General features: G+C 67.3%; 18 protein-coding genes and 1 pseudogene. 5 read left to right on the top strand and 14 right to left on the bottom strand.

Features of this window, described 5'->3' with window-relative positions:
• Positions 1 to 20 precede the first annotated feature (20 nt).
• Complete coding sequence (gene serA, locus AC5Y4T_RS01820; protein WP_499920159.1) at positions 21 to 1,607, bottom strand: phosphoglycerate dehydrogenase; 1,587 nt, start codon at positions 1,605 to 1,607, stop codon at positions 21 to 23.
• A gap of 11 nt (positions 1,608 to 1,618) precedes the next feature.
• On the opposite strand from serA, the pseudogene AC5Y4T_RS01815 reads away from it, so the two are divergent.
• Together AC5Y4T_RS01815 and wrbA are read left to right on the top strand one after the other, a co-directional pair.
• Positions 1,619 to 1,729, top strand: a pseudogene (locus AC5Y4T_RS01815) (hypothetical protein); the annotation flags it as partial.
• A gap of 19 nt (positions 1,730 to 1,748) precedes the next feature.
• Positions 1,749 to 2,348 (top strand): NAD(P)H:quinone oxidoreductase, encoded by a 600-nt coding sequence (gene wrbA, locus AC5Y4T_RS01810; protein ID WP_499920158.1) that lies wholly within the window; start codon positions 1,749 to 1,751, stop codon positions 2,346 to 2,348.
• 64 nt (positions 2,349 to 2,412) lie between these two features.
• On the opposite strand, the gene ilvC is transcribed toward wrbA, so the two are convergent.
• The 3 genes from ilvC to AC5Y4T_RS01795 are packed head-to-tail and all read right to left on the bottom strand — an operon-like array spanning position 2,413 to position 5,816.
• Positions 2,413 to 3,414, bottom strand: coding sequence for a ketol-acid reductoisomerase (gene ilvC / locus AC5Y4T_RS01805; protein ID WP_499920234.1), 1,002 nt, complete (start codon positions 3,412 to 3,414; stop codon positions 2,413 to 2,415).
• Positions 3,415 to 3,447: 33 nt separating this feature from the next.
• Complete coding sequence (ilvN, locus tag AC5Y4T_RS01800) at positions 3,448 to 3,948, bottom strand: acetolactate synthase small subunit (RefSeq protein WP_499920157.1); 501 nt, start codon at positions 3,946 to 3,948, stop codon at positions 3,448 to 3,450.
• On the bottom strand, positions 3,948 to 5,816 hold the full coding sequence (locus AC5Y4T_RS01795) for an acetolactate synthase large subunit (protein ID WP_499948392.1): 1,869 nt from the start codon (positions 5,814 to 5,816) through the stop codon (positions 3,948 to 3,950). The genes ilvN and AC5Y4T_RS01795 overlap by 1 nt, the downstream gene beginning before the upstream one ends.
• Positions 5,817 to 6,172: 356 nt before the next feature.
• On the opposite strand from AC5Y4T_RS01795, the gene AC5Y4T_RS01790 reads away from it, so the two are divergent.
• Entirely contained in the window at positions 6,173 to 6,529 is a 357-nt protein-coding gene (locus tag AC5Y4T_RS01790) for a PH domain-containing protein (protein WP_499920233.1), read from the top strand.
• Here the strand turns inward: AC5Y4T_RS01790 and AC5Y4T_RS01785 are convergent, their stop codons facing one another.
• Positions 6,530 to 7,387 carry a DoxX family protein gene (locus tag AC5Y4T_RS01785; RefSeq protein ID WP_499920155.1) on the bottom strand — a complete coding sequence of 286 codons (858 nt, stop codon included), beginning with the start codon at positions 7,385 to 7,387 and terminating at the stop codon, positions 6,530 to 6,532. It lies immediately after the preceding gene.
• Positions 7,388 to 7,648: 261 nt separating this feature from the next.
• On the opposite strand from AC5Y4T_RS01785, the gene AC5Y4T_RS01780 reads away from it, so the two are divergent.
• A complete protein-coding gene (locus AC5Y4T_RS01780) occupies positions 7,649 to 8,779 on the top strand; it encodes a PQQ-dependent sugar dehydrogenase (RefSeq protein ID WP_499951712.1) in 1,131 nt (376 codons plus the stop codon).
• 35 nt (positions 8,780 to 8,814) lie between these two features.
• Here the strand turns inward: AC5Y4T_RS01780 and gatB are convergent, their stop codons facing one another.
• The 5 genes from gatB to gatC all read right to left on the bottom strand — a co-directional run bounded on the left by gatB (position 8,815) and on the right by gatC (position 14,583).
• Positions 8,815 to 10,329 carry an Asp-tRNA(Asn)/Glu-tRNA(Gln) amidotransferase subunit GatB gene (gene gatB / locus AC5Y4T_RS01775; protein ID WP_499951710.1) on the bottom strand — a complete coding sequence of 505 codons (1,515 nt, stop codon included), beginning with the start codon at positions 10,327 to 10,329 and terminating at the stop codon, positions 8,815 to 8,817.
• 146 nt (positions 10,330 to 10,475) lie between these two features.
• Positions 10,476 to 11,396 (bottom strand): MinD/ParA family ATP-binding protein, encoded by a 921-nt coding sequence (locus AC5Y4T_RS01770; protein WP_499951709.1) that lies wholly within the window; start codon positions 11,394 to 11,396, stop codon positions 10,476 to 10,478.
• A 318-nt stretch (positions 11,397 to 11,714) separates the two neighbouring features.
• A complete protein-coding gene (locus AC5Y4T_RS01765; RefSeq protein WP_067355742.1) occupies positions 11,715 to 12,746 on the bottom strand; it encodes an ATP-dependent 6-phosphofructokinase in 1,032 nt (343 codons plus the stop codon).
• A 38-nt stretch (positions 12,747 to 12,784) separates the two neighbouring features.
• Positions 12,785 to 14,287 carry an Asp-tRNA(Asn)/Glu-tRNA(Gln) amidotransferase subunit GatA gene (gatA, locus tag AC5Y4T_RS01760; RefSeq protein WP_499948400.1) on the bottom strand — a complete coding sequence of 501 codons (1,503 nt, stop codon included), beginning with the start codon at positions 14,285 to 14,287 and terminating at the stop codon, positions 12,785 to 12,787.
• Entirely contained in the window at positions 14,284 to 14,583 is a 300-nt protein-coding gene (gatC, locus tag AC5Y4T_RS01755) for an Asp-tRNA(Asn)/Glu-tRNA(Gln) amidotransferase subunit GatC (RefSeq protein WP_499920150.1), read from the bottom strand. The genes gatA and gatC overlap by 4 nt, the downstream gene beginning before the upstream one ends.
• A gap of 116 nt (positions 14,584 to 14,699) precedes the next feature.
• On the opposite strand from gatC, the gene AC5Y4T_RS01750 reads away from it, so the two are divergent.
• Complete coding sequence (locus tag AC5Y4T_RS01750) at positions 14,700 to 15,356, top strand: ACT domain-containing protein (RefSeq protein ID WP_499920149.1); 657 nt, start codon at positions 14,700 to 14,702, stop codon at positions 15,354 to 15,356.
• Here AC5Y4T_RS01750 and AC5Y4T_RS01745 read toward each other — a convergent pair.
• The 4 genes from AC5Y4T_RS01745 to AC5Y4T_RS01730 all read right to left on the bottom strand — a co-directional run bounded on the left by AC5Y4T_RS01745 (position 15,353) and on the right by AC5Y4T_RS01730 (position 20,639).
• Entirely contained in the window at positions 15,353 to 18,262 is a 2,910-nt protein-coding gene (locus AC5Y4T_RS01745) for an MMPL/RND family transporter (protein WP_499951708.1), read from the bottom strand. The two genes, AC5Y4T_RS01750 and AC5Y4T_RS01745, sit on opposite strands and share 4 nt — an antisense overlap.
• Complete coding sequence (locus AC5Y4T_RS01740; RefSeq protein ID WP_499920147.1) at positions 18,259 to 18,705, bottom strand: MmpS family transport accessory protein; 447 nt, start codon at positions 18,703 to 18,705, stop codon at positions 18,259 to 18,261. The genes AC5Y4T_RS01745 and AC5Y4T_RS01740 overlap by 4 nt, the downstream gene beginning before the upstream one ends.
• A 151-nt stretch (positions 18,706 to 18,856) precedes the next feature.
• Positions 18,857 to 19,465, bottom strand: coding sequence for a TetR/AcrR family transcriptional regulator (locus tag AC5Y4T_RS01735; RefSeq protein WP_499951996.1), 609 nt, complete (start codon positions 19,463 to 19,465; stop codon positions 18,857 to 18,859).
• Between the two features lie 61 nt (positions 19,466 to 19,526).
• Positions 19,527 to 20,639 carry a cystathionine gamma-lyase gene (locus AC5Y4T_RS01730; protein WP_499951707.1) on the bottom strand — a complete coding sequence of 371 codons (1,113 nt, stop codon included), beginning with the start codon at positions 20,637 to 20,639 and terminating at the stop codon, positions 19,527 to 19,529.
• Between the last annotated feature and the right edge of the window lie 3 nt (positions 20,640 to 20,642).

Below are 20,642 nucleotides of genomic sequence, written 5' to 3'. Positions count from 1 at the left end.
GCGTCGGTGCGCGTCAGCCGTCACGAGAGATCAACCACCTCAAGCTTGTTGGCGCCGACGGCCGCGCCGATTTCCGCCCGGACATCGCCCGGCACGTCTTGGTCCAGCCGCAGCAGGATCGTCGCGCTCGGGCCCTCGGCGTCCTCGGAAAGCTGCGCCGCTTCGATGTTCACCCCGGCCGACCCCAGCAAGGTGCCGATCTTGCCCAGCGCGCCGGGTTGGTCGACGTAGTTGATCACCAGGTTGATGCCCTGGGCGCGCAGATCGAAGTTGCGGCCGTTGATCTGGACGATCTTCTCGACCAGCTGCGGCCCGGACAGGGTGCCCGCGACGTTGACGGCGGTGCCGTCGGGCGCGACTGCGCGCACGTCGACCACGCTGCGGTGGTTCGGGCTTTCCGAGGCGGTGCCGATTTCGGCGATGATGCCGCGTTCTTCGGCCAGCGCCGGAGCGTTGACGAACGTCACCGGTCCCTCGACGACGGCCGAGAACAACCCCCGCAACGCCGAAAGCTTAAGCACCTCAACGTCTTCGGAGGCCAGCTCGCCGCGCACCTGTACCGACAGCGACACCGGCGGGCCGTCGGACAGGGTGGCGGCCAGCACCCCGAGCTTGCGCACCAGGTCCAGCCAGGGCGCGACCTCCTCGTTGACCACCCCACCGCCGACGTTGACCGCGTCGGGAACGAATTCGCCGGCCAGGGCGAGCTTGACGCTCGCGGCGACGTCGGTGCCGGCCCGGTCCTGAGCCTCTTCGGTCGACGCGCCCAGATGCGGCGTGACCACCACTTGCGGCAGCTCGAACAGCGGGCTGTCGGTGCACGGCTCTTTGGCGAAGACGTCCAGGCCGGCCGCGCGCACGTGGCCGCTGCGCACCGCGTCGGCCAGCGCGGCCTCGTCGACCAGACCACCGCGGGCGGCGTTGACGATGATGACGCCCGGCTTGGTCTTCGCCAGCGCGTCCTTGTCGATCAGACCCGCGGTCTCGGGTGTCTTCGGCAGGTGCACCGAGATGAAGTCGGCGCGGGTCAGCAGTTCGTCCAGCGTCAGCAGCTCGATGCCCAACTGTGCCGCGCGGGCCGGCGACACGTAGGGGTCGTAAGCGATCAGGTGGGTGCCGAAGGCGCTGAGCCGCTGGGCGACCAACTGCCCGATCCTCCCCAGGCCCACAACGCCGACCGTCTTGCCGAAGATCTCGGTGCCCGAGAAGGACGACCGCTTCCAGGCGTGTTCGCGCAACGAGGCATCGGCGGCCGGCACCTGCCGGGCAGCGGACAGTAACAACGCCAGCGCGTGCTCGGCGGCGCTGTGGATGTTCGACGTCGGCGCGTTGACCACCAGCACACCGCGCTCGGTGGCGGCGTCGACGTCGACGTTGTCCAGGCCTACCCCGGCGCGGGCGACGATCTTCAGCTTGGGCGCCGCCGCCAGCACCTCGGCGTCGACCGTGGTGGCCGAACGCACCAGCAGGGCGTCGGCCTCCGGCACGGCCGCCAGCAGCTTCTCGCGATCGGGGCCGTCTACCCAGCGCACCTCGACCTGGTCGCCCAGGGCTGCGACGGTTGATTCGGCAAGCTTGTCGGCAATGAGTACAACAGGCAGATTCACCCGGCCAGCCTATCGGCTGTAATCGACGCGCCGACGTCACCGTCGGCGGCAGCCGACCCGACGGGCCGACCGCCGCCGTAATCTGCGCCCGGGCCGGCCTGAACGTGCAGGTCGTCGAAGCTCACGGCCTACGATGACGCCGTGACGAAACTTGCGATCATCTACTACTCAGCCACCGGCCATGGCACCACGATGGCGCAGCGCGTTGCCGCCGCGGCCGAATCGGCGGGGGCCGAAGTCCGCCTGCGGCACGTCGCCGAAACCCAGGACCCCGAATCGTTCGCCCACAACCCGGCCTGGACGGCGAATTATGAGGCCACCAAGGACCTTCCGTCGGCCACCGGCGACGACATCGTCTGGGCCGACGCGGTGATCTTCGGTTCACCGACCCGGTTCGGGTCCCCGGCAGCGCAATTACGCACATTCCTCGACTCGCTGGGCGGGCTGTGGGCGCAGGGCAAGCTGGCGGACAAGGTGTATGCGGGCTTCACGTCGTCCAACACCATTCACGGTGGTCAGGAAACCACCCTGCTCTCGCTGTACATCACGCTGATGCATTTCGGCGGCATCATCGTACCGCCGGGATACACCGACCCGTGCAAGTTCGTCGATGGCAATCCGTACGGGGCGAGCCTGGTTACCACCCACGACAACATCAACGAGTTCGACGAGCCCACCGGCGCCGCGCTCGAACATCTGGCCCGCCGGGTGGTGGCCGTCGCCGACCGGCTGGGTTCCTAACCGCCGAGCGTCACGCCAGCGTGACACCGGTGCTCGAGCGTCACGCCAGCGTGACACCAAGAAGCTAGGCGGTTTCGGTGATCGGCCGGTCGACCCAGCTCATCAGGTCGCGCAGCTTCTTGCCGGTGACCTCGATGGGGTGCTCGGCGTTTTCCTTGCGCAGCTGCTCGAGTTGCTTGTTGCCGCCTTCGACATTGGCAACCAGCTTCTTGGTGAAGTCGCCGCTTTGGATGTCGCGCAAGATCTCTCGCATCCGCTCCTTGGTGCCGGCGTCGATCACGCGCGGACCGGACAGGTAGCCGCCGAATTCCGCGGTGTCGGACACCGAGTAGTTCATCCGGGCGATGCCGCCCTCGTACATCAGGTCGACGATCAGCTTCAGCTCGTGCAACACCTCGAAGTAGGCCATTTCCGGCGGGTAGCCCGCCTCGACCATCACGTCGAAACCGGTTTTCACCAATTCCTCTGTGCCACCGCACAACACGGCCTGCTCACCGAACAGGTCGGTCTCGGTCTCGTCCTTGAAGGTGGTCTTGATGACGCCGGCGCGGGTGCCGCCGATGGCCTTGGCGTAGGACAGGGCAAGCGCCTCGCCGTCGCCGGTGGGGTCCTGGTCGACGGCGATCAGGGCGGGCACACCCTTGCCGTCGACGAACTGACGACGCACCAGGTGGCCGGGACCCTTGGGGGCGACCATCGCGACGGTGACGTTGGCCGGCGGCTTGATCAGGTCGAAGTGGATGTTGAGCCCGTGACCGAAGAACAACGCGTCGCCGTCCTTCAGGTTGGGCTCGATGTCGTTTTTGAAGATGTCCGCCTGAGCGGTGTCGGGCGCCAGCAGCATGATCACGTCCGCCCACTTGGCGACCTCGGCCGGGGTGTCGACGTCCAGGCCCTGTTCGGCGACCTTGGCCCGCGACTTCGAGCCCTCCTTGAGACCCACCTTCACCTGCACCCCGGAATCACGCAGGCTCAGCGAGTGCGCGTGCCCTTGGCTGCCGTATCCGATGACACCGACCTTGCGGCCCTGGATGATGGTCAGGTCGGCATCGTCGTCGTAGAACATTTCTAGTGCCACTGTTGAATATCTCCTCGTGTGTTACTTGGCCGTGGCGATGCCGCGCGGACCGCGGGACAACGACACCACTCCCGATTGGACTATCTCGCGAATCCCGAAGGGTTCCAGGATCCGCAGCAGCGCCTCGATCTTGCCGCGGTCACCCGTCGCCTCGATCGTCAGCGCTTCGGTGGAAACGTCAATCACCTTGGCGCGGAACAGGTTCACCGCTTCGATCACCTGACTGCGGGTACCGGCGTCGGCGCGCACCTTGATCATCGCCAATTCCCGCGACACCGAGTTGTCGTCGTCCAGTTCGACAATCTTGATGACGTTGATCAGCTTGTTGAGCTGCTTGGTGATCTGTTCGAGCGGGGTCTCCTCGGCGGAGACCACGATCGTCATCCGCGACATGTCCTTCTGCTCGGTGGCACCGACGGCCAGCGATTCAATGTTGAACCCGCGCCGCGAGAACAGCGCCGCCACCCGGGCGAGCACGCCGGGCGTGTCCTCGACCAGCACCGACAGGGTATGGGTGTTCATCAGGCGTGGCCTTCGCTCTCGTCGTCGAACAGCGGGCGGATTCCGCGCGCCGCCTGGATCTCGTCATTGCTGGTGCCGGCGGCCACCATCGGCCACACCTGCGCGTCGGCGCCGACGATGAAGTCGATCACCACCGGGCGATCGTTGATCGCGCGCGCCGCATTGATCACGTCTTCGACGTCTTCCGCACGCTCGCAACGCATTCCGACGCAGCCGAGCGCCTCCGCGAGCTTCACGAAATCGGGGATGCGATGCGAGTGCGTGGCCAGGTCGGTCTGCGAGTAACGCTCGTCGTAGAACAGGGTCTGCCACTGGCGCACCATGCCCAAGTTGCCGTTATTGATCAGCGCCACCTTGATCGGGATGCCCTCGACCGCGCAGGTGGCCAGCTCCTGGTTGGTCATCTGGAAGCAGCCGTCGCCGTCGATCGCCCACACCTCGGCGTCCGGGCGGGCCATCTTGGCGCCCATGGCCGCCGGAATCGCAAACCCCATCGTGCCAAGCCCGCCGGAGTTGAGCCAGGTGCGCGGCTTCTCGTACGAAATGAATTGGGCCGCCCACATCTGGTGCTGGCCGACGCCCGCGACGTACAGGGCGTCTGGACCGGCCAACTGACCGAGCTTTTCGATGACGTACTCCGGGCCCAGGCTGCCGTCGCTCTGCGGGTCGTAGCTCAGCGGATAGGTGGACTGAACTTCGTTCAGGTAGGCCCACCACTCGGTCATGTCGAGCTTGCCGGGAATCCCGTCCTGGCGCAGCAACTCGAGCAGCTCGGCGATGACGGCCTTGACGTCGCCGACGATCGGGACGTCGGCGTGGCGGTTCTTACCGATCTCGGCCGGGTCGATGTCGGCGTGAATGACCTTGGCTTCGGGGGCGAATGTGTCCAGCTTGCCGGTCACCCGGTCATCGAAGCGGGTTCCCAGCGCGATCAGCAGGTCGCTGCGCTGCAGCGCCGCCACCGCGGCGACGGTGCCGTGCATGCCGGGCATGCCCATGTGCTGCGGGTGGCTGTCCGGGAACGCCCCGCGCGCCATCAGCGTGGTCACCACGGGGATGCCGGTCAGCTCGGCCAGTTCGTAGAGTTGCTCGGTCGCCTCACCGCGGATGACACCGCCGCCCACGTAGAGCACCGGCTTGCGGGCGGCCGCGATCAGCTTGGCGGCCTCACGGATCTGCCGGCTGTGCGGTTTGGTGGTCGGCTTGTATCCGGGCAGGTTGACCCGCGGCGGCCAGCTGAACGTGCACTGGCCCTGCAGAACGTCTTTGGGGATGTCGACGAGCACCGCGCCGGGTCGGCCCGAGGAGGCGATGTGAAACGCCTCCGCGAGCACCTGCGGGATCTCGTTGCCCGAGCGGACCAGGAAGTTGTGCTTGGTGATCGGCATCGTGATGCCCGAGATGTCGGCTTCCTGGAAGGCGTCGGTGCCGATGAGCGAGCGTCCGACCTGGCCGGTGACGGCCACGACGGGAATCGAATCCATCTGGGCGTCGGCCAGCGGGGTCACCAGGTTGGTGGCCCCGGGTCCCGACGTCGCCATGCAGACGCCGACCTTGCCGGTGGCATGCGCGTAGCCGCTGGCGGCATGTCCGGCGCCCTGCTCGTGCCGGACCAGCACGTGGCGCAACTTCTTCGAGTCGAACAGCGGGTCATACACCGGCAGCACCGCGCCGCCGGGAATGCCGAAGATGACCTCTACGCCGAGTTCCTCCAGCGAGCGGATCACCGATTGTGCGCCGGTGAGTTGCTCGGGCCCGATACGTTTCGGCTTGCCGGCCGCGGACTTCGCGGCGGGCAGGGCCGCGTCCGTGGCGATGTCCGCGGCGTCCGGTGTCGCGGAGGCGTGCTGCCTGATGGGAGCGCTCACTGTCGTTCAGTCCTCATTCATTCCGGAAGTCTCGCTGGGGGCAACAAAAAACCCCCGACAGCTCATCTGCTGCACGAGGGTTGCGCGTTGGTTCTGGATTGCTTCAGATGCTGAAGGTCAAGTCAGGCACCAACGCGCCGACTAATTACTACGAGCATCCCGGGCTTTCCGGAGGTATCCATAGCGTCCGACGGTAGCCTTCGCACAGCTCAGCAGTCAAATCCGTCACCGCCGGCGCCCGGCTTACCAGCTGGGTTGGCGGCGGAGCGCTTCGCGGGATCAATCCCGGTGGCGGATGAAATGATGGTGGGGTGGCCACCGGTTCGTCTCCCCAAACCCCGTCGACAGCGCCCGTCGTGATCAAGGTGTCGCCGATAGCGCACCTGGCCGTCGGATTCTTGACCCTGGGGCTGTTGATTCCGGTGCTGCTGTGGCCGCCGTCGCTTCCGCTGCTGCTCATTCCGGTGCTGCTGTCGGCGTTGATCGTCCGGTTACGCACCGTCGCCGACGACCAGGGCGTGACCGTTCGGACGCTGTTCGGCAGCCAGAAGGTGCGCTGGGACGAAATCGACGGGCTGCGCTTTCACCGCGGTTCATGGGGACGCGCGCGGCTCAAGAGCGGCGCCGAGCTGCGGCTGCCCGCGGTCACGTTCTCCACCCTGCCGGAGCTGACCGAGGCCAGCGCGGGGCGGGTGCCCAACCCCTACCGGTGATCAGCCGATCGGATTCACCCCGTTGAGCGCCACCCACACTCCGACACCCGCCGCGACGCCGGCCAGCAGCGCGACAAAGGACCCGATGAAGGGGCGGTGCGCCCAACCGCGGCGCACGTCCAGGCCGTAGCGGCCGGGACCGCACAGGACGACAGCGGCGGCCATGACGATCAGGGTGATCTGGTATTCGTGGCCCTCGGGCAGGAAGAACGAGAAGGTGCGCGAGTGCGGCCGCGCCGACACGCTGGCCAGTAGGCCGTTGATCAAAAACGCCAGCGCTCCGGCCGCCGCGATGGGGGTGAACAGGCCGAGTATCAGCAGCGCTCCCGCCACGGCCTCCCCGCCGGCGCTCACGTAGGCGAGGATGTCGGCGTGCTGGTAGCCGACATCGGACAGCGAGTTCTTGAACCCCGCGACGCCCGAGCCGCCCCACCAGCCGAACAGCTTCTGCAGTCCGTGGGCGCCGAGCACCACGCCCAGCCCGACACGCAGCAGCAGCAAGCCGAGATGCTGCGTTCCACGCCGGCCGACATCGGGCCACCGGTCGTGGTGTTCATCGTCGTCGACCTCGACGGACCCGGAATCATGCCGGGCCGCCGAATGCGGTTGGACGTAGGGCAAGGGCTCCTGCTGTTCCAGCAGGTGATAGCCCCCCGCGCCGGAGCCGGCGACTGCGGCGGCGCCGCCGTAGGGGATGACGGTGGTGGTCCCGGTCGACGGGTTGAAGTCGCCCGGGTAGCCGACTGGCGTCAGGTCATCTTCGGGATCGACCAGCCGCGCCGAGGCGGGGCGTCCCGGGGTCGGCTCCGGGGATTCGCCGGGCCTTTGCCAATGTGCGTCATTCGCTTGACTGGTCACGGGTGTCAGGGTAAGGGCATTCGGCCCTGAATTGGGGATTTGAGCGGCGCTTTCGCCTGGCAATCGGCGGTTTGCCCGCCAAACCGGTCCTGATGGGCCCCGAATGGGCCCGCAAACCGGTCCCGGCGCCCCCGGCCGATCGCCGGTCCGACCGAAGGCGGCTTCGGGTCGGGGTGGCGACGCGACCGGATCGAGCGTTCGGCATCGGACAAGAGGGACGTGTGTGGCGGCGCCGCTGGCACTGTCCGTAGCCTGACGGTCATGCGACTAGGGCGATCGAGGCGGTCGGTTCGGCGCGGGTTCGCCGCGCTGTGCGCCATCGTGCTGGTGACGAGCGGGTGCGCGCGCTTCAACGACGCCCAGTCGCAACCGTTCACCACCGCCCCCGAGCTCAAGCCGCAGCCCAGCTCGACGCCTCCCCCGCCGCCGCCGCTGCCGCCCACACCGTTCCCCAAGGCCTGTCCCGCCCCCGGTGTGATGCAGGGCTGCCTGGAGAGCACCAGCGGCCTGATCATGGGGCCCGACAGCAAAACCGCGCTCGTCGCCGAGCGCACCACCGGCGCGGTCAAGGAGATTTCCGTCAGCGCCGAGCCGAAGGTGAAGACGGTGATCCCGGTGGACGGCTCCGGCGATGGCGGCTTGATGGACATCGTCATGTCGCCCACCTACAAGCAGGACCGCCTGATGTACGCCTACATCAGCACGCCGAGCGACAACCGGGTCATCCGGGTGGCCGATGGCGACATCCCCAAGGACATTCTGACCGGAATCCCCAAGGGCGCCACCGGAAACACCGGAGCGCTGATCTTCACCAGCCCCACCACGCTGGTCGTGATGACCGGCGACGCGGGCAACCCGGCGCTGGCCGCCGACCCCAAATCGCTGGCGGGCAAGGTGCTGCGAATCGAGCAGCCCACCACCGTGGGCCAGGCGCCACCGACGACGGCGTTGTCCGGGGTGGGCTCCGGCGGCGGCCTGTGCACGGATCCGGTCGACGGCTCGCTGTACGTCGCCGACCGCACCCCGACCGCAGATCGCTTGCAGCGCATCACCAAGACGTCGGACGTCTCCACGGTGTGGACCTGGCCGGACAAGCCGGGCGTGGCCGGCTGCGCGGCGATGGACGGCACCGTGTTGGTCAACTTGATCAACACCAAGCTGACGGTCGCTGTCCGGCTGGCACCGGCCACCGGCGCGGTCACCGGGGAGCCCGACGTGGTCCGAAAGGACACCCACGCCCACGCCTGGGCGCTGCGCATGTCGCCTGATGGAAACGTTTGGGGCGCAACGGTTAACAAGACGGCCGGGGACGCCGAGAAGCTGGACGACGTCGTGTTCCCGCTCTTCCCGCAGGGCGGCGGATTCCCGCGCAACAGCGACGACAAGAGCTGACCGCTCGCGCGTCGTGATGGCGGACGATCAGCCCGCTAGCCCTGGCCGCAGGCGGCCAACACCAGTTCCCGCACCCGCGCCGCGTCGGCCTGGCCGCGGGTGGCCTTCATCACCGCGCCGACGATCGCGCCGGCCGCGGCCACCTTGCCGCCGCGGATCTTCTCTGCCACATCGGGATTGGCGGCCAGCGCCTCGTCCACCGCGGCCTGGGTCACCGAGTCGTCGCGCACCAACGCCAGCCCGCGGGCGGTCATCACCTCTTCGGGCTCGCCCTCCCCGGCCAGGACACCCTCGACCACCTGGCGGGCCAGCTTCGTGGACAGCTTGCCGTCGTCGACCAGCGCCACCACCGCGGCGACCTGGGCGGGCGTGATGGCCAGCTCATCCAGCGCCACGTTGGCCTCGTTGGCCTTCTGCATCAAGAAGTTTCCCCACCAGGCGCGGGCTTGCTCGCTGGACGCGCCGTGCCCAATGGTCGCGGTAACCAACTCGATGGCCCCGGCATTGACCAGGTCGCGCATCACCTCGTCGGAGATGCCCCACTCGTCCTGAATGCGTTTGCGGCTCAACCACGGCAGTTCGGGAATGGTCTGGCGCAGCCGCTCGACCAGTTCCCGGCTGGGCGCGACGGGCTCCAGGTCCGGTTCGGGGAAATACCGGTAGTCCTCGGCGGTCTCCTTGGTGCGGCCGGGGCTGGTGTAGCCCCCGGCCTCGTGAAAGTGCCGTGTTTCCTGGATGATTCGACCACCGGACGCCAGAACCGCGGCCTGGCGTTGCATCTCGTAGCGCACCGCCACCTCAACGCTTTTCAGCGAGTTGACGTTCTTGGTCTCGGTCCGGGTACCGAACTCGGTCGTCCCGATCGGCTTCAAGGACACATTGGCGTCACAACGCATTGAGCCCTGATCCATCCGGACGTCGGATACATCCAAGGCGCGCAGCAGGTCTCGCAACGCCGTCACGTAGGCGCGGGCGATCTGCGGCGCCCGTGCCCCGGCGCCCTCGATGGGCTTGGTGACGATCTCGATCAATGGCACGCCGGCGCGGTTGTAGTCGATCAGCGACGTGGTCGCGCCGTGGATGCGGCCCGTCTCACTGCCGATGTGGGTGAGCTTGCCGGTGTCCTCCTCCATGTGCGCGCGCTCGATCTCGACCCGCCAGGTGGTGCCGTTCTCCAGCGGGGCCTCCAGGTAGCCGTTGATGGCGATGGGCTCGTCGTACTGCGAGATCTGGTAGTTCTTCGGCTGGTCCGGATAGAAGTAGTTCTTCCGGGCGAAGCGACACCACGGCACGATCTCGCAGTTCAGCGCCAACCCGATGCGAATGGCCGACTCGACCGCGTTCTGGTTGAGCACGGGAAGCGAGCCGGGCAGGCCGAGGCACACCGGGCATACCTGGGTGTTGGGTTCGGCGCCGAAAGCGGTGGTGCAGCCGCAGAACATCTTGGTGACGGTGGACAGCTCCACATGCACCTCGAGGCCGAGTACCGGATCGAAACGCGCGATGACGTCGTCGTAGTCCATCAGATCGGCGCTGGCGGCAACACTCATGCGCCCGATCCTAGTGGTGATCGCGAGCGCGGCGGAGCCGGGCGAAGCGGGTCACCGCCGGTCGACACCGTGGTGATCGCGAGCGCGGCGGAGCCGGGCGAAGCGGGTCACCACCCGATCCACACCGTGGTGATCGCGAACCGCCCCTACCGGCCCGGGAACATATCGGCCAGCACCGCCGCCATCTCCAGATAACAGCGACGACTCTCCTTGCTCAACCGGTCCAGCGCAATCTTTCGGCCATCGTGCACGTGCCGATCGAATGGCAGCACTACCGTGACGCCGACGCGGGCGGACAGTCGGTCCAGTTCCGTGACGGCCACACCGTCCACTTTCGCCGGCTCGACGTGATTGATGGCCAGCACGGTCCACTGCATCAAGGATTGATAACCGTTGTGGCACAACCACTCCAGTGTCGCCCGTGTTTTGCGTACCGCATCGATGGCGGGGCTGGTGACCACCACCAAGGCTCGCGATTCAGGTAAGACCGCGTCCATCACAGCGGAATTGAGCGTTTTGACGCAGTCGACCAGCACCAGCGAATACTGGTTGCGCAGCATCGAGAAGGCTCGCAGCATGTCGCGGCGGTCCAGGCGCCAGTCGGTGTCGGGCAGCCCGAGCACTTCCAGCCCAAAGCCGTTCATGTACGTCAGCGCGCGAATGTCCTCGTACTGTGCCGCCGGGCTGCCGTGCAGCAGGTCGGCCAGGCTGTGCGGGTTGCGAAGGCCGTGGCGCTCCGCCAGGTCTCCGGCGTCGATGTCGAGGGCGATCACCCGGTCGTCGCGCACGGCGGCGAACGTCGACCCGAGCGCCTCCACCACCGTCGTTTTGCCGACCCCGCCCTTGAGGTTGAGCACCGCGATGGGAAAGGCACCGCCTACGGTCGCGCGGATACGTTGCCGCAGCTCGTTTTCGTAGGCCGTGTTTTTGCCCGGGCCGAGCTCGATGCCGGTGATGCGCTGAAGCAGCTGTCGCCAGTTGAACCCTTCGGCGTCCGGGTCGCGCATGTCGAAGCGGTCCAGCGCGGTGGCACCCAGCGTCGGTTCGGGACGTGGCGATGACGGCACCCGCCGGGGCGGCGGCTCTGCGGGTGGTCTGTCCCTCTGTTGGTTCGGACCGCGCGACTGCGGCACGGTGGACGCTGCGGGATCGCCCTCGATTTGCCACTTGTGCCCACCCGGCTTGTGGTTCGGCGGGCCCGGTGGCCCCGCCGCTGCCGCGGATTGCCGAACTGATCCGCGAGTCGAACCGCGGTTATTCATACTCCCGGTATAACCCCGAAATAGCAGTCCGGAAACCACCAAACTGCGACAAACGCGAAACGTTCTTCATCGGCGGACAAATTCAACGCACAGTTACACCGTTATTCGCCACGCGCCCAACGGTTAACCGAAGAACGCGGCGGCGTCGTCGTAGCGACTTTCCGGCACCAGCTTGAGCTGACGCACCGCGTCCGCCAAGGCCACCCGGCCGATGTCCTGCCCGCGCAGCGACACCATTTGGCCGTATTCCCCGGCATGCGCGGCGTCGGCCGCGTTCACCCCGAACCGGGTGGCCAGCACCCGGTCGTAGGCCGTCGGGGTGCCTCCCCGCTGGACGTGTCCCAACACGGTCACCCGGACGTCTTTGTTGATCCGCTTTTCCACTTCGGCGCCGAGCTGGGCGGCCACGCCGGTGAACTTTTCGTGACCGAATTCGTCAATTCCGCCTTCCCGCAACGCAATCGATCCGGGAATAGGTTTTGCACCCTCGGCGACCACGCAGATGAAGTGCGAATCTCCGCGCTGGAAGCGCCTTTTGACCAGCCGGCAGACCTCTTCGACATCGAAGGGCTGCTCGGGTATCAACGTCATGTGCGCGCCCGAAGCCAGGCCCGCGTTCAGTGCGATCCAGCCGGCGTGGCGGCCCATCACCTCGACCAGCATCACCCGCTGGTGCGATTCGGCGGTGCTGTGCAGCCGGTCGATGGCGTCGGTGGCGACGGTCAATGCGGTGTCGTGACCGAAAGTCACGTCAGTGCAATCGATGTCGTTGTCGATGGTCTTCGGCACACCGACGACGGGAACGTTCTCCTCCGAAAGCCAGTGCGCGGCCGTCAGCGTGCCTTCCCCTCCGATCGGGATCAGGACGTCGATCCCGTTGTCGTCGAGGGTCTGCTTGACCTGGTTCAGCCCGGCCCGCAGTTTGTCGGGATTCACGCGGGCGGTGCCCAGCATGGTTCCACCCTTGGCCAGCAGGCGGTCGTTGCGGTCGTCGTTCTGCAGCTGGACGCGCCGGTTCTCCAGCAGCCCGCGCCAGCCGTCCTGAAACCCGACCACCGACGAGCCGTATCGGGAGTCGCACGTTCGCACCACTGCCCGGATGACCGCGTTGAGCCCGGGGCAGTCGCCGCCCCCGGTGAGCACTCCGATCCGCATCCCCTCATCTTGCCTGGGGTGGCGGCGTAATGGCGCGATTAGCCGCCGACAGTCCCCACGGTGGGCGCCGAAGGCAGCGGTCCGCGGGCCGCCTCGTAGGCGGCGCCGACCCGGTAGAGCCGGTCGTCGGCCAGCGCGGGCGCCATGATCTGCAGGCCGACCGGCAGGCCGTCGTCCGGCGACAGACCGGCCGGCACCGACATGCCGCAATGCCCCGCCAGATTGAGCGGCAGGGTGCACAGGTCGAACAGGTACATCGCCAGCGGATCGTCGACCTTCTCACCCAGCCGGAACGCCGTCGTCGGGGTCGCGGGCGACACCACAACGTCCACCGCGCGGTAGGCCTCGTCGAGATCGCGGGCGATCAGGGTGCGCACCTTTTGCGCCTGGTTGTAATAGGCGTCGTAGTAACCGGCCGACAGCGCGTAGGTGCCGATCATGATGCGCCGCTTGACCTCCGGCCCGAAGCCGGCCGCCCGCGTCATCGCCATCACTTCCTCGGCGCTGTGGCTGCCGTCGTCGCCGACCCGCAGCCCGTAGCGCATCGCGTCGAAGCGGGCCAGGTTGCTCGACACCTCCGACGGCAGGATCAGGTAGTAGGCGGCCAGTGCGTACTCGAAGTGCGGGCAGTCGACCTCGCTCACTTCGGCGCCCAGGGCGGTCAGCTGCTCGACGGCGGCCTCGAAAGCCCTGAGCACGCCGGGCTGGTAGCCCTCGCCGCGCAGCTGCTTGACCACACCGACCCGCACGCCCTTGAGATCACCGGCCGCGCCGGCCTTCGCGGCGCCGACGACGTCGGGCACCGCAGCGTCGACGGACGTCGAGTCGCGGCTGTCGTGCCCGGCGATCACCTGATGCAACAACGCGGTGTCCAGCACGGTGCGTGCGCACGGACCGCCCTGATCCAGTGACGACGCGCACGCCACCAGGCCGTAGCGCGACACCGTGCCGTAGGTGGGCTTGACTCCGACGGTCGCGGTGAGCGCGGCGGGCTGCCGAATGGAGCCTCCGGTGTCGGATCCGATCGCCAGCGGTGCCTGGAACGCGGCCAGCGCGGCGGCGCTGCCGCCGCCGGAGCCGCCGGGCACCCGATCGACGTCCCAGGGATTGCGGGTCGGGCCGTAGGCGGAGTTCTCGGTCGAGCTGCCCATCGCGAACTCGTCCATGTTGGTCTTGCCGAGGATCGGGATTCCGGCGGCGCGCAACCGCGAGGTGACGGTGGCGTCGTAAGGGGAGCGCCAGCCCTCGAGGATCTTCGATCCGCAGGTGGTGGGCATGTCGGCGGTAGTGAAGACGTCTTTGAGCGCCAGCGGGACCCCGGCCAGCGGCGACGGCAGCCGCTCCCCGGCGGCCACCGCGTTATCGACGACGGCTGCCGCCGCGAGCGCCGCGTCGGCCGCCACGTGCAGGAACGCGTGGTAGCGATCGTCGGTCGCCTGGATTTGGTCCAGGCACGCCTGGGTGACCTCGGCCGACGACACCTCTTTGGCGGCGATCCGGGTGGCCAGCGTGGCGGCGTCGGAGACGATGATCTCGTTCACTCGCTGTCTCCCAGGATCTGCGGGACCGCGAAGCGGCCGTCGACAGCCGCGGGCGCCTCGGCCAGCGCTTCGGCCTGCGTCAGACACGGCGCCGACTCGTCGGGCCGGGTGACGTTGACGTCCTTCAGCGGGTTGTCGGTCGCTTCGACGCCGGTGACATCGACCGCCTGCACCTGGCTGACGTGGGTCAGGATGGCGTCAAGCTGGCCGGCGAAGCTGTCGAGCTCGCTGTCGGTCAGCGCCAGCCGGGACAGCCGGGCCAGGTGCGCTACCTCGTCGCGGGAGATCTGGGACACGACTGCAAAGCCTAGCCCGCCGTGTCCGCCACGCTGGTGTGACATTCGGCGACCACCGTCACGCTGGCGTGACGCTCGGCGGGCAGAAGACACAGGGCTGTGCGACAGTGTTGGCCGTGCCCTCCTATCTGTTGCGCATCGAGCTCGTCGACCGGCCAGGCAGCCTGGGGTCGCTGGCGGTAGCGCTCGGTTCGGTGGGGGCCGACATCTTGTCCCTCGATGTCGTGGACCGCAGCGCGGGCTACGCGACCGACGACCTGGTGATCGAACTGCCGCCGGGGGCGATGCCGGACCGGCTGATCACCGCCGCCGAGTCCCTGTCCGGTGTCCGGGTGGACAGCGTGCGCCCGCACACCGGTCTGCTGGAAGCGCATCGCGAGCTCGAGCTGCTCGACCACGTCGCGGCGGCCAACGGCAACGCAATCCGACTGCAGGTCCTCGCCAACGAGGCGCCCAAGGTGCTGCGCGTCAGTTGGTGCACGGTGTTGCGCAGTTCGGGCGGCGAACTGCAGCGCCTGGCGGGCAGTCCGGGCGCCCCGGAGACCAAGGCAGACTCGGCCCCGTGGCTGCCGCTGGAGCGGGCCGTGACTCTGGACGGCAGCGCCGAGTGGGTGCCGAAGGCGTGGCGCGACATGGACGTGACGATGGTCGCGGCCCCGTTGGGCGACCCGCACACCGCGGTGGTGCTCGGTCGCCCCGGCCCGGAATTCCGGCCCTCGGAGGTCGCCCGGCTGGGCTACCTCGCCGGGATCGTCGCCACCATGCTCCGTTAGCGCGAGGGCGCGTGCGATCCGGACATCGCGACCGGATCGTCGTCGTCCCACAGCAAAAGCTGCCGAACCGCCGGGCGCGGGCCGTAGGGGCGCAGCATGGTGCTGGCCGGGCGAGGCCGCACCCGTTGCGGCCACCAGAACCAGCGCCCGAGAAGCCTTGCGACAGAGGGCGTCATGAACGAGCGCACGATCAGCGTGTCGAACAGCAGGCCGAGGCCGATCGTCGTGCCGATCTGGCCGAGCACCTGAAAACCGCTGAACACGAACGCACACATGGTGACGGCGAAAACGATGCCGGCGGAGGTGACGACGGAACCGGACCCGGCCATCGCCCGGATGATGCCGGTGTTGAGGCCGGCATGGATCTCCTCTTTGAAACGGGAGATCAACAGCAAGTTGTAGTCGGATCCGACCGCCAGCAACAGGATCACCGCCAACGCGAGCACGACCCAGTACAGCTGGACGCCGAAGATGTACTGCCACACCAGAACCGACAGACCGAAGGACGCCCCCAGCGAGAGGGCCACCGTGCCCACGATGACCAGCGCGGCGATCAGGCTGCGCGTGATGATCATCATGATCAGCAGGATGAGGCTCAGCGCGGCGAACGCCACGATCATCAGGTCGTATTTGGCGCCGTCTTGGATGTCCTTGTATGTCGCGGCGGTCCCGCCGAGATAGATTCCCGCACCGGCCATGGGCGTGCCCTTCAACGCCTCATGCGCCGCCTTGGCGATCGGATCGATGTGCGAAATACCCTCGGGCGTCGCGGGATCGCCTTCATGCGTGACGATCATGCGGGCGGCCTTGCCGTCCGGCGAGAGGAACAGTTTCAGGCCGCGTTTGAAGTCGGGGTTGTTGAAGACCTCGGGCGGCAGGTAGAAGGTGTCGTCGTTCTTGGCCGCGTCGAAGGCCCGCCCCAGCGCGGTCGCGTTGTCGATCGCCGCGGCAGTCTGTGCGTAAATGCCGGACAGCGTGGCGTAATTCGCCAGAGTCAAATCACGGTTGGTCTGCTGGCTTTGGATCTGCGGCGGGATGAGCGCCGTCAGTTTCGGCTGCAGTGCGTCGAGCTTGTCGAGGGACGCCGTCAGGTTCTCGAATTTCTCGGTGAGCTGATCGATACCGTCGAGCGCGTCGAACAGGGATCTGAACGCAAAGCAGACGGGGATGTCGTAACAATGCTTCTCCCAATAGAAATAGCTGCGCACCGGCCGGAAGAAGTCGTCGAAATTCGCGATCTTGTCGCGCAGGTCCTGAATGGTGCCCAGCGTGTCGTGAAAGCTTTGCGTCTCGTCGTGGGTGGTGCCCGCGAGCTGCTGCTGTAGCTCGTACTGCTGCTTCAAAATGTTGATGGTCTTGTTCAGTTCGTTGGCCTGCTTGAGGGCGTCGTCGGCCCGATCACGTTGGTAGGTCAGGTTTTGCTGCTGCGCCGCGCTGGAATTGCTGACCACGAAGGCGAGCGAGCTGTGCACGAGCGGGGTGCCCAACGGCCTGGTGATGGTCTGCACCTGCGCGACCCCGGGAACGTGGAACACCGCCTTGGCCACCTTGTCCAGGACGAGCATGCTCTCCGGGTTGCGCATGTCGTGATCGGTTTCGACCATCATCAGCTCGGGCTCCAGCCGCGCCCTGGAGAAATGCTTCTCGGCGGCGGTGTAACCGATGTTGGCCGGCGCGCTGGCCGGCATATAGGGCCGGGTGTCGTAACTCGTCTTGTAGCCGGGCAAGGCGATCAGACCGATCAGGGCCAGCACGCACGCCGCCGCGAGCACGGCGCCGGGCCAGCGGACGATGGCGGTGCCGATCCGCCGCCAGCCACGCGTTCGGATCGTGCGCTTGGGGTCGAAGATGCCCACCATGGCGCCCAAAGTGAGGATCGCCGGACCCAGGGTGAGCGCGGCGAACAGCGCGACGAGAATTCCCAACGCGGCTGGGACGCCGAGACTTTGGAAGTACGGCAATCGGGTGAAGCTCAGGCAGGCTACCGCACCGGCCACGGTGAGCCCGGAACCCAGCACGATGTGCGTCGTGCCGTGATACATGGTGTAGAAGGCCCTTTCGCGATCCTCTCCGGTGCCGCGCGCCTCCTGATAGCGGCCGACGAAGAATATCGCGTAGTCCGTTCCCGCCGCGATCACCAACAGGGTCAGCAGATTCGTGGCATAGGTCGACAGCCCGATCACTCCCGCGTTGCCCAGAAACGCGACAAGGCCTCGGGCCGCGGACATTTCGATGAGCACGGTGGCGAGCACCAGCAGCGTGGTGAGCACCGAGCGGTAGACGAAGAACAACATGAGTGCGATCACCCCGACGGTGATCCCGGTGACCTTCGCGGTGCCCTTGCTGCCGACGTCGAACTGGTCGGAGATCAGCGGCGCCGCGCCGGTCACATAGGTCTTGACACCCGGCGGCGGCTTCATGCGGTCGATGATGTCGCGCAGGGCCCCGACGCCCTCGTTGGCCAACGCCGAGCCTTGGTTGCCTGCAAGGTTCACCTGAACATAGGCGGCCTTGCCGTCGCTGCTCTGCGATCCGGCCGCGGTCAGGGTGTCGCCCCAGTAATCCTGGACATGTTGGACGTGTTTGTGGTCCTGCTCGATTCTGCGGACCATCTCGTCGTAGAAGCGGTGGGCGTCCGCGCCCAGCGGCTTGTCGCCCTCCAGCACGATCATCGCGGAGCTGTCGGTGTCGAACTCGCCGAACTTTTCACCAATGCGCTTGATCGCCTTGAGCGACGGCGCATCTGGCGAGTTGAGCGCCACGTTGTGGGTCTTCCCCACGTCTTCCAGCTGCGGCACGGCGATGTTCGTGATGGCGGCCAGCCCGATCCAGAACAGCAGAATCGGCAGCGCGAGCCGGCGGATGGTGCGCGGCACGAACGGCCGCGACTGGTGATCGTTTGTCATCCAGACTTATCCAGACAGAAGGTGTAGGCGTCGACTTTGTTGACGGTGCGTTGGTCTTTTACTTCACCGTTGACGGTGATGCGGCAGCCCAGGGTGTCGCCGTTGCCCTGCGCGACGACGTTGCCGATCACCGCGGGCTCGGTGCTGGTGATGGTGAACGACCACGGCAAGGGCGCGTCCTTGACTTGCTGCGGCTGGGCGTTGACGTCGAGGTAGTTGATGGTGGCGGTCGCCCCCGGGGCGCCGAACACCTCGAGCACGACGTGTTTGGGGTTGAACGGGACGATCTCGCCTGCCAGGCCGCTGTTGGCCGACGTGTTGTTGTGCGACCCGAAGATTCCGTGCAGCCGATAGATTCCGAATCCCGCGAGCGCGACGACCACCACGGCGACGAGCACCATCCACCCCCGCCTCACCAGGGATGCGATCGAAAAGCCTTTCACCCGTGAGCCTTTCAAAGATCGGGCGAGGAGGATCACAGTCCACCTGCCAACCCGGGATCGTGATCGACAGCTATGACAGTACGGTACGGGACCGTACTCTACAAGAGACGCACGCGTATATTCTCCGGTCCGGGCGGAAAACGTGGCGTGGTTACCCGGCGGACTTGGTCAGGCCGGGAATCAGGAACCCGTCGACGAACGCTTTGACGGTTCCCCGCGTCGGCGGGCGACCGGGAATGATCGACCGGAAGATGAGATATCCGGGCAGTAGGTCCCAGAGTTCGTCGGTGATGACGTCCTCGGTGATCTCGCCACGGTCGACGGCCTGATGCAGCACGTGCTGGATCATGGCTTTGCGCTGATCGAGGAATTGGTGCTGAAGGGCGTCGTTGAGCGCGGGGTGCCGCGACACCTCGACCATCACCGCGCGGATCGTGCCGGCGTGCTGGCCACACTCCTGGCTGATGGTCTCCCCGAGGCTCAGCAGGTCGCCGCGCAGCGTGCCGGTGTTCGGCGGCACGGCCACCTGACGGACACCTTCGATGAAGGCGGCCAGCACCAATTCGGCTTTGGACGGCCAGCGGCGATAAACCGTGGCCTTGCTGGCGCGCGCGGCGTTGGCCACCGCGTCCACCGTCAGCTGGTCATAGCCGTGTTTCTGCAGTAGCGCCAGGGTCACGGCCAATATCTCGGCCTCGCGCGGCGACCACGGCGATGCCTGCTCGCACCGGTCGGCCGTCTGGGTCATAGAGCCCACGATAGAGCCGCTCAGGCGATGCGGACCAATTTCGGCGCAGTCGAACGCGACGAATGTGACTTCGTCAGCGGAGGCCCATCAGCGCGCGTTCGATGTCGGCGAGCAGGTCGTCGGTGTCTTCGATGCCCAGCGAGATGCGCGCGAATCCGTCGGCGACCGGGTCTCCCCAGCGCGCCCGGCGGTCCACCGACGTGTGCAGGCCGCCGAAACTGGTGGACGCGATCAACAGTTCGCTACGGTCCACCAGCGCGTGCACCGCGGCCGCGTCGGCCAATTCGATCGAGACCAGTGACCCGAATCGGCGCATTTGCGCCATCGCTATCGAATGGGCCGGGTCGTCGGGCAATCCGGGGTAGCGCACCGCCCGCACCGCCGGGTGACGGGCCAGCATGGTCGCCAGAGCCCGGGCGTTCTGGCATTGGCGTTCGAAGCGCAATCCGGCAGTTCCCATGCTGCGCAACAGAAGCCATGCCTCGAACCCGCCCACGATCGCACCCGCGAGCAGCCTGTGTCGCTCCACCGCGGCGAGCAGCTCGGGCTCGTTGGTGGCGACGTAGCCGGCCAGCAGGTCACCGTGACCCGACAACGCCTTGGTCGCGCTGGCCACCACCGCGTCGGCACCCAACGACAACGGCTGTTGCCCAAGCGGGGTCGCGGCGGTGTTGTCGACGATCAAGCGCGCGTTGCGGCCCCGGCAGATGGCGGCCAACCGGTGCACATCGATCACGTCCAGCGCCGGGTTGGTGGGCGTTTCGGCCAGCACCACGTCGGCTTCTGCGGCGGCGTCATAGATCTGCGAGCTGGACGCCTCGATGACCGTCACACCCCCGGGCGCCAAGTCTTCGCGGGCGTAGCGGCGCACCTGGTAGTAGCCGTCGGCCGGCACCACCACCGTCGACCCCGGCGTCGCCAGCGCGCGCAAGACGGCGCTGATGGCCGCCATGCCCGAGCCGAACACCCGCGCGCCCGTGGCACCCTCGAGCTCGGCGAGCGCCGACTCCAGTTGCCGCCAGGTCGGATTGGAGCTGCGGCCGTAGCTGTCCAGCGCGCCCGTCTCGTCGTCGGACAGGTGGTAGGTGGCGGCGAGCACCGCCTGCGGCGCTACCGGCTGCCCCGAAACAGCTTGCACATCAACGGCTTTGAGGCTTCGGGTGGAATCGCCGTATCGGCCGCTCATCGC

The sequence above is a fragment of the Mycobacterium sp. NGS11 genome (genome assembly GCF_059813315.1).
This window is presented reverse-complemented; position numbering and strand designations above follow the sequence as displayed.